Source organism: Pseudomonadota bacterium, from assembly GCA_039714795.1.
In the GTDB taxonomy this organism is placed as follows: domain Bacteria; phylum Pseudomonadota; class Alphaproteobacteria; order JAGOMX01; family JAGOMX01; genus JBDLIP01.
Genome location: JBDLIP010000080.1, coordinates 1 through 8568 on the forward strand (window position 1 = coordinate 1; position 8568 = coordinate 8568).

Consider the following 8568-nt stretch of genomic DNA (forward strand, 5'->3'; position numbering starts at 1 on the left):
TTAAGTCGTCACGTTCAGATGGGGGCAAAAAATCTTGCATGGGTATTTAACTACCACAATTGGATAAAATTTTAAACACTTTCATTCAGCATGAGTATATCTAGAAAAGTCGAGTTTTTCTGACTTTTCCCTGCATGGAGGGTTTCATCCAATCTTTCAAAATGTCTGCCACCAGCTCAATTTGAATTTGTGTGAGGCGCAAGCCAGTTTCAAGAGCATAAGAAAGGCTGTTATTGCCCAAGGTGCAGCTGATCTCATGCTTGAAGCAACCCACTATTACAGCGTTGAAGAACAACAGGGCCATCAACAGCTAAAACGCCTAATGAGCCAATTAAGAAAAGCCGGGGCTTGTTTATGTATTGTCAGTGCTGGAGCTGGAGAGTTACATCCGGACAAACAGGCCCTAGCCCGAGCTTTGGGATTTACTGACTCAGAGTTTCTGCGCGGTTATCGAAAGTTTGAGCAAGTAATCCAATGGCTGCAACAGCGGCATAAATTACGGGATGATAATTCAACCAGCGATGATTCTGGCAACGAACATATCCAATATCACACCTTAGTTCTGATCGATGATACCTTAGAGTATATAAACGCTTGGCAACGGCAGGGGCAAGCAATTCTGGAGCAGCAGCAAAACTTTGCATTTTTAGCACCCAACCCCCAGTTGACTGCGATTCATTATGATTTTATCAATCAACATCAGGATTTTATCCAACAACAAATGCTGCAAGAGTTTTTAGAGCTTTATGGGGAAGATTATCAAAATCATCCAGGATTACAGAGATTTCTCAAGCAAACTGAGGCAGGTAAAAATGGCAAATCCGCAAAGAAGGATAAAGACAAAAATGATAGATGTGCGATTTTTTAAGCAAGAGTTTTCTGCGTTCATACGCTTTTGCAGTGCCGCAAGTTCAGACAAGCGGGAAATACTCGCGGGTAACAAAACATAAAAGGAACAAATCCAATGCACACTTCCTATTACAAAAAAATAAGTACTTATCTCACCTTAGTGGTTTATCTCTGGGCTGAGCTGGTACCGCTTTCAACATCATTGCTGGCTTCTGACAGTAGAAGTACTGATTCTGCTGAGATTTTTTCAAAACGCAATCGACCATCTCCCAGAAGTCACAAAGGTAAAAAACGCAAAACAGCTGGTACTGCTTCAAAGAAGCAATCTACCCTCAAAACACCTCCAGCACGGTCTGCAAAACGCACACTCTCTCGTGATACACTTGCTTCTCGTTATGATTCATCCACCTGGGATCATGAAAAGCGTAACTACTTTCCGTTGATTGTTGAAGTCACAGGAGTTAAACCCAACTGCGTTGACCAAGTATATCGCAGTCTTGGTCAATTTAAGCACAGATCAGAGTTAGATGAACCCGTACGGCAGAACCTAGCCGAGTTACAGCAAAAACTAGTACAGCCAGAAGAGTTAATTGCCCAGCAATTGCTGGCTCCCAAGGCAAGAAAAGCATTCCTCTCGGCAACTGTTTTAAAAAGCAAACACAAGGCTTTTGCAGCTCTGCAAGAATTGATAATTGAGCTACAACGAGCTTTAAAACAGCCCAAAGAAAATTATGCAGGGCTGTACCCGCAGCTGCGCGCTATCTTGCAGCCGATCATTGAGCATTACCAAGTTTTTCAAGATAGATTGTGTGATCCCAGCTGTGATCGGGCGGCGTTCATTAGACCCAAAGTGATCATGAGCGGTGAAGGATTGCTAGATGATCTACAACAAGATCAATTTCAGAGAACTCCCAGGTCAAACAGCTTAGATATTTCTACCGCCCTGTTGCCGCCACATTCGTATCGGATGAATCAGGACATGGCCTTAGGGTTTCTCTCAAAAGACAGGCACAATCGTCTGATTAAAACCAATGTCCAAGGATCGCACGCAGTGACCTTCAAGCAAGGCCCTAATGGCGGGGTACATTTTAAAGGCAACACAACTAGCGTTGGTTTGGATGTGGGTATGGAAGCAGCAATGTATTGGTTTTCCAAAGCTTTATTTGGCAGAGGTATGGCGGCGACTTCTTTAATCACCCTTAATGAAGTTGATATTACTGTGCCCCCTTATGACTCTCCAGCAAGAAGTGCCTACGGCCAGGCCTGCCAAATCCAGGAAAGTATGAGTGACAGTGGAGAAGTCATACAATTACCCCTACAAAGCTGGCAGGATTTCTTTGCGATGCATCCAGAGTTTAAATCAGAGTTTACCGAAAGTCATGCCTCGCACCTGATTCAAGCCGCACACCATGTTGAAGGCATGCCGTTAAACAAATTTATTGAAGCTGTGCATCAACTGCCTAAAGCCAAGAAGAAAAAATACCGCTATCAAGATCTAGACCCTGATAGCTACAGTGAGCATGTTGTCTTTGGCGCCCTGTTGAACTTTTCTGATGGTACTCCGGGCAACTTTATGGTGCGCACCGCAGAAAAACCCTATGCCATTGTCGGCATTGACAACGATATGGCCTTGGGCCCAGATATCGTGCAAGTTCGAGTGACCGTTTATGACAAAGATGCAAACGGTAAAGTCACTGGCTCTCATAAAACTCACAAGCATGTGGTGGAAACTCGTAACATTCTGTACTGTTTGCCCTTAATGCACAGTGTGGTCGCCGATTCAGTGCGTAATCGCCTGTTGAGCTTAACTTCTGAGCAATTATTACTCAGTTGGCTGGGGCAAATTAAAGTGCAGGAACAAGAATATCAGCGGTTATTGCATACAGGCTATGATCAAACCCAAAGGGATACCCAAGCCAATAGATTCACTCACCGCCAACACTCGCATATGAGTCAATATCAATATGCAGAAGAATTACAATTACCGGTTAAACTGGCCCCAGGAATGCTATCCCAACTGCATAAAAATTATCAAGCGGTCCAAGTAGTCTTAGTCAACAATCCCAAAGCCACCCATTGGGACCTGTTGTTGGCAGTATCTCCTATTGCTGGTCGTTATTACCAAGCCATGCTGCAACGTTATGCGACAGAGGACAATCCCGCCTTTAGCACCTTCCAGCACATCTGTCATTGCACCTATGAAGATCTTTACATCGAATACGTGCTCCAGGATCAATTAGATAAACCCCTAAATCACCCAGAGCTGCAAACAGGACAAACCTTAAGGCAGGTGTTATCAGAAATCACCACCAGCTCTGATGTTATCAAACACCGCACTCAACGTATTGATGATGCCGTGCATGATTTGCTCAGTGATTTGGATTTACAAGTTTATAAAAAAGCAAACTCTCAACTCTCGCAGATATCCTCGCCCCGGCAACAACCTGTGCCTACATCATCTCTGATATCTTTAACATCAGCACGTCTTTTGCCTTTATTAGATGTGGTGCGCCATCATTTTGCCGGTTTGTTGCGGATTTCGCAACTGACGCATTCACACCAACGACAACAACTGGGGGCAGCAACAGGGAATGTGCGCCCAATTCACCCCAGTTGGTATGCGGATCAATTACTGCTTGATGTGATTGCTGAAACAGGAACGCTGTCTAGGCAGCAGAATAATCCAAAAAACAATCAAGAGCGTATTGCAGCCATCCTGAACTTCTTACTACAAGATCTCAAACTCGATGTTAGTGCTACAAATGCAGCAGGACAAAATGCCTTACACATTGCCTCCCAGTGCGGCGCCAGCAAACATATCTTACAGCTGTTAATACAATTGGGCGTGGATAAAGATCACTTTGATCGAAGCCGGCAAACTGTTTTAGATGTGGCAATGTTTGCGGGGCAGCAGCAAACAGTAATTAATTTGATCGACCTTGGAATCCATAAAGTCAGTGCCTCATTAGCTTTGAAGTTCTACACCCAGCAAGTTCTCAGCGCAGCCAAATCGCTACGCCACGCATTTGTACAACTGATGCGGCAAAACCCAGCTGTGGATTGGCGGGTATGTTTGCAGCATATGCTGCCGCCCACTCAGCAGCAAAGGCAGCAAACATCAACCTCTCCTACCAGTAGCAAAAAAACAAAAAAAACACTGAAAATTCGCAAAGGCAAACCGAGAAAATTTTCCAAAAAGACCAACCAGCAACAAAAGAAACAACAATTAGCACATTCTCTCACCCAACAGGTTGGTCAAGACGGGGCTGAGACAACCGTATTAACCAGCAGTTTTTCTTATCGGAAAATCCCAGAGATTATCCTACAACAGTTGTTTGAGGTAACCGGAAAGTTTCGCATCTATAGCCGGCAAGGCAATCACATTGTTGCTAACGCAGTTCTGCATGCAGGACAAGACAACAACATCAAAGAGCATTGCTTGTATTTTAAAGTTTATCCAGAACTTCCTGGCATTGAAGAAGCCGTGGGTTGGCTAACTCGAGAGTTGCTTGGCTTTGGCGCCCCGCATACCGAATTGATTCGCTTGAATAATATTCCAATTCTGCTATCTCAAGGTATTACAGGTAAAACCCTGCTAGAAGTTATTAAAACCAATCCCAAACAACTAAACCAGCTTGATGCTGCAAGCATCTCTGGGATGCTACTACTGGCAATGCTGACCAATCCAGAAGACGGCAAACCGGACAATTATATTGTCGAACCGCATCCGCAATATCCAAGCATCTACCGTATTTGGGGTATTGACAATGACCACGCCTTTGTTCCAGCTGTGGTTAAAGAAAAAGCCTCTGGTAAAGCTGTGGCCCAGGTAAAAACCATCTTGTATTGTCTAAATCAGATGTGGGAGCCTGTGCATCCTGACGTGCGCCAGAAAATTCTAAATACGACTCCCCAATCTCTACTGCACTGCTGGCTACGCGAGCTTAAAAAGATCAATAACAACTATACAACTATCTTCACACAACAGGAGCAAATCCACTATCTACAAAAACAAGAGTGTTTCATTGGTGTACCATTTCAACCGGGGGCCATCGCTCATCTTTATGAAAAATTTATGCAGCTAAAAGATATTCTCTTCCACAATGAAAACTGCACGCACCTTGAACTTCTCAGCAAACTTGAGCCAAGACTGGCCAAACGCTACAAGCCGGCCCTTGCACAAGATATTCTGGTAATCGAACGTTTCAAACAGGTGGATGTTCCGTTTTACCAACCCAACAAGCATGGTAGTTACACCACGCTTACCACCAGCGCCCAGGTGCTGCAATCGATGCACATTCCCCTCAAGCAAGATACGTTCACCTTAATGCGAGAAGGACAAGGTTATGGACCGGTACAAGCTCTGAAAGAACTACAACAAATTGAAGAGGAACTAAGCAAAAAAAATCTTCAACAATTGGCCCTCCAAACAGGTAATTTTGATATTTTAAAAGACCTAACACTTGAGTCCAGCCGGGCTAAATTCTTGCAAAATCTTGACTTTAATGAAGTTACGCCTTCACAACAGGAAGCTATTTTAACCATCTTGCAAGGGAAAAAACTGCGTGAACTCACCTTAAAAAATTGCTTAAGTTTAAGGGACCGTCACTTAATCCGGCAATTAAGAGTTGAATATTTACGCAAGCTTGATTTAAGGGGATGTACAAGAATTTCCAACGCCAGCATTGTCCACCTTGGCAACATGGCTTTAGCATTAGAAGAGATAAGCTTAGCCGATATCACGAATTTGAAAACAATCGGTCAGGAAAAGCGAGGTGCTTATTTGCCTTTCAAGCACCTGTTGGTGTTAAATTTACAAGGATGTTCAAGACTTGTCAGATTAGATATTTCAGCTCCACGACTGCGATACCTCAACCTAAACGAGTGCCAGAGCATCACCGATGCTGTATTAGATGGAGTCATTGAGGTGAGTTCAGAATTGGGAAAATTAAAGCTCGGTGATTGTGCTTTAATCAGCGGGCGTGAGCAAAGGCAACAGTGGCCCAATTACACGTTAATGGATTTCAGCAAGACGTTTGACAAGCAAACAACTTTGGAGGATATGTTCAACTATATAGAAAGCCGTCCACGGATTCGCGCTATCAGTCTACGAAATAATGCACTGGGTTTGCAGGAGATTAAAAAGCTTTTAAAGAGCTACAGCTTTCTTCAATTTGTAGATTTGCGTGCAAACAAGCTCAGTATTACCGATGAGCTAGAGTTAGCTACAGACAAAAAATTTCTGCCTGAGACGGTGATTCAGTGGGAGTATTTTCCAGCATGTATGGGAAATGAAATTTTTAATTTACAAAATCTTGATTTAAGCGAGAAAAATATCAAGATGTCTCATATACCTTTAATTTTTAAGCTAACCAATTTAAAAAATTTAGATTTGAGGTCAAATGATTTAAATATTACTTACGAGATAAAATTGGCAATGGACAAAAATTTTCTACCTAAGACAGTAATTCAGTGGGAATATTTCCCAGCATGTATGAGAAATGAAATTTTTAATTTGCAAAATCTTGATTTAAGCGAGAAAAATATCAAGATGTCTCATATACCTTTAATTTTTAAGCTAACCAATTTAAAAAATTTAGATTTGAGGTCAAATGGTTTAAATATTACTGACGAGATAAAATTGGCAATGGACAAAAATTTTCTACCTAAGACAGTAATTCAGTGGGAATATTTCCCAGCATGTATGAGAAATGAAATTTTTAATTTGCAAAATCTTGATTTAAGGGAGAAAAATATCAATATGTCTCATATATCTTTAATTTTTAAATTAACTAATTTAAAAAGCTTAGATTTGAGATCAAATAATTTGAGTCTTACTGACGAGATAAAATTGGCAATGGACAAAGAGTTTTTGCCTAAGACGGTAGTTAAGTGGGAGTTTTTTCCGGAATGTATAAATCTTTTTGAATTAACATCTCTTGATTTAATGAAAAAAAACGTCAATATGTTTCATATATCTTTAATTTTTAAATTAACTAATTTAAAAAGCTTAGATTTGAGATCAAATAATTTGAGTCTTACTGACGAGATAAAATTGGCAATGGACAAAGAGTTTTTGCCTAAGACGGTAGTTAAGTGGGAGTTTTTTCCGGAATGTATAAATCTTTTTGAATTAACATCTCTTGATTTAATGAAAAAAAACGTCAATATGTTTCATATATCTTTAATTTTTAAATTAACTAATTTAAAAAGCTTAGATTTGAGATCAAATAATTTGAGTCTTACTGACGAGATAAAATTGGCAATGGATAAAAAATTTCTGCCTAATACAATGATTCGGTTGGAGTATTTTCCTGAATGTATGGGCCATGAATTTCCAAGTTTGCAAACTTTGGATTTAAAAGGCAAAAAAATCCAAGATGAAGGCGCAGGATATATGAGCAATTTTGCCTTTCTCACCTCACTTAATGTTGGATACAATAATCTTACAGCTGTTGGAGCTGGTCATCTAACCGCACTTTCCAGTCTGATATCGCTTGATATTAGAGGCAATAATCTTACAGCTACTGGAGCTAGTCATCTAACCGCACTTTCCAGTCTGATATCGCTTGATATTAGAGGCAATAATCTTACAGCTACTGGAGCTAGTCATCTAACCGCACTTTCTAATCTTACATCCCTCAGTATTGGGCGCAATAAACTTACAGCTGATGGTACTGCCCATCTGACAACTCTTACGGGGCTCACCTTCCTTAATATTAGGGAGAATAATCTTACAGCTACTGGAGCTGGTCACCTAACCGTATTTTCTTGTCTGAGATCCCTTGATGTTGGGTATAATAAGCTTACAGCTATTGGAGCTGTTCCTCTGACAGCACTTTCCAGTTTAGCGTCTCTTAGTATTGAGCTAAATAATCTTACAGCTGGTGGCCTTGGTCATTTAACGTCTCTGACTGGGCTCACTGATTTAAGTGTTAGCGACAACAACCTTACAGCTGATGGTGCCGGCCACCTAACCGCACTCTCCAGCCTAACTTCCCTTAAAATTGGGGGCAACACAAGCTTACAGCTGATGGTGCCGCCTATATGACAAGGCTTACGGGGCTCACTTCTCTAGATGCTAGTAGGAATAGACTTACAGACAATGGTATTGGCCATATAACCTCTATAACCAGTTTGATTTCGCTTGATGTTGGGAGCAGTTATCTTACAGCTGATGGCGCTGCTCATTTGGCTGCACTTTCCAATCTCACATCACTTGATGTTAGATACAATAATCTTGAAGAGAGTGGTGTTAGACATCTAGCTGCGCTTTCCTATCTAACTTCACTTAATATTAGGGACAACAATCTTTCATATAACAGCGCTACCTATTTAGCCTTGCTGACCTCTCTTAGCACCCTTAATGTTAGGGGCAATGATATTAGTAAGTCTGATTTATATGGAATCACTTGGATTCGGGAGTTGGAATTGGGTCCAGTGTGAAACAAACTGCAACATGGTCTGGCCTTGCGTATTGCGGATAGGCCCAGTGTGAGACAAGCTGTAATAGGGGTTGTAGCCAGGAAACCGCCAAAAGGAGTAGAATGGCTTGAATCGCTTTATTGATGTGCGTATTGCGGAGAACGTGAACACCTTCGGCGGAGATCGTGAACGGGGTTCTGCGCTGCACCCCAAAAACTGGACAGTTGAATAAGTGAGTTTTTCAGCCCCTGGGTTTGTTGTATAACCGTAACAATTCAGGAGAATGAAAATGGG

At 41.6% G+C, this 8568-nt stretch carries 3 protein-coding genes; all 3 read left to right on the plus strand.

The window, feature by feature from the left end:
• The first annotated feature begins 256 nt into the window (after positions 1-256).
• The 3 genes from ABFQ95_06210 (at position 257) to ABFQ95_06220 (ending at position 8295) form a co-directional block, all read left to right on the plus strand.
• Positions 257-868, plus strand: coding sequence for a hypothetical protein (locus ABFQ95_06210; GenBank protein ID MEN8237117.1), 612 nt, complete (start codon positions 257-259; stop codon positions 866-868).
• A gap of 96 nt (positions 869-964) precedes the next feature.
• A complete protein-coding gene (locus ABFQ95_06215; protein MEN8237118.1) occupies positions 965-7900 on the plus strand; it encodes an ankyrin repeat domain-containing protein in 6936 nt (2311 codons plus the stop codon).
• Positions 7897-8295, plus strand: coding sequence for a hypothetical protein (locus ABFQ95_06220; GenBank protein ID MEN8237119.1), 399 nt, complete (start codon positions 7897-7899; stop codon positions 8293-8295). The genes ABFQ95_06215 and ABFQ95_06220 overlap by 4 nt, the downstream gene beginning before the upstream one ends.
• Positions 8296-8568: the final 273 nt, after the last annotated feature.

Excerpts from the sequence above, each read along its gene's own strand:
- ABFQ95_06210 (MEN8237117.1), top strand. The coding sequence starts at position 257 with ATGCTTGAAGCAACCCACTATTACAGCGTTGAAGAACAACAGGGCCAT.
- ABFQ95_06215 (MEN8237118.1), top strand. The coding sequence starts at position 965 with ATGCACACTTCCTATTACAAAAAAATAAGTACTTATCTCACCTTAGTG.
- ABFQ95_06220 (MEN8237119.1), top strand. The coding sequence starts at position 7,897 with ATGACAAGGCTTACGGGGCTCACTTCTCTAGATGCTAGTAGGAATAGA.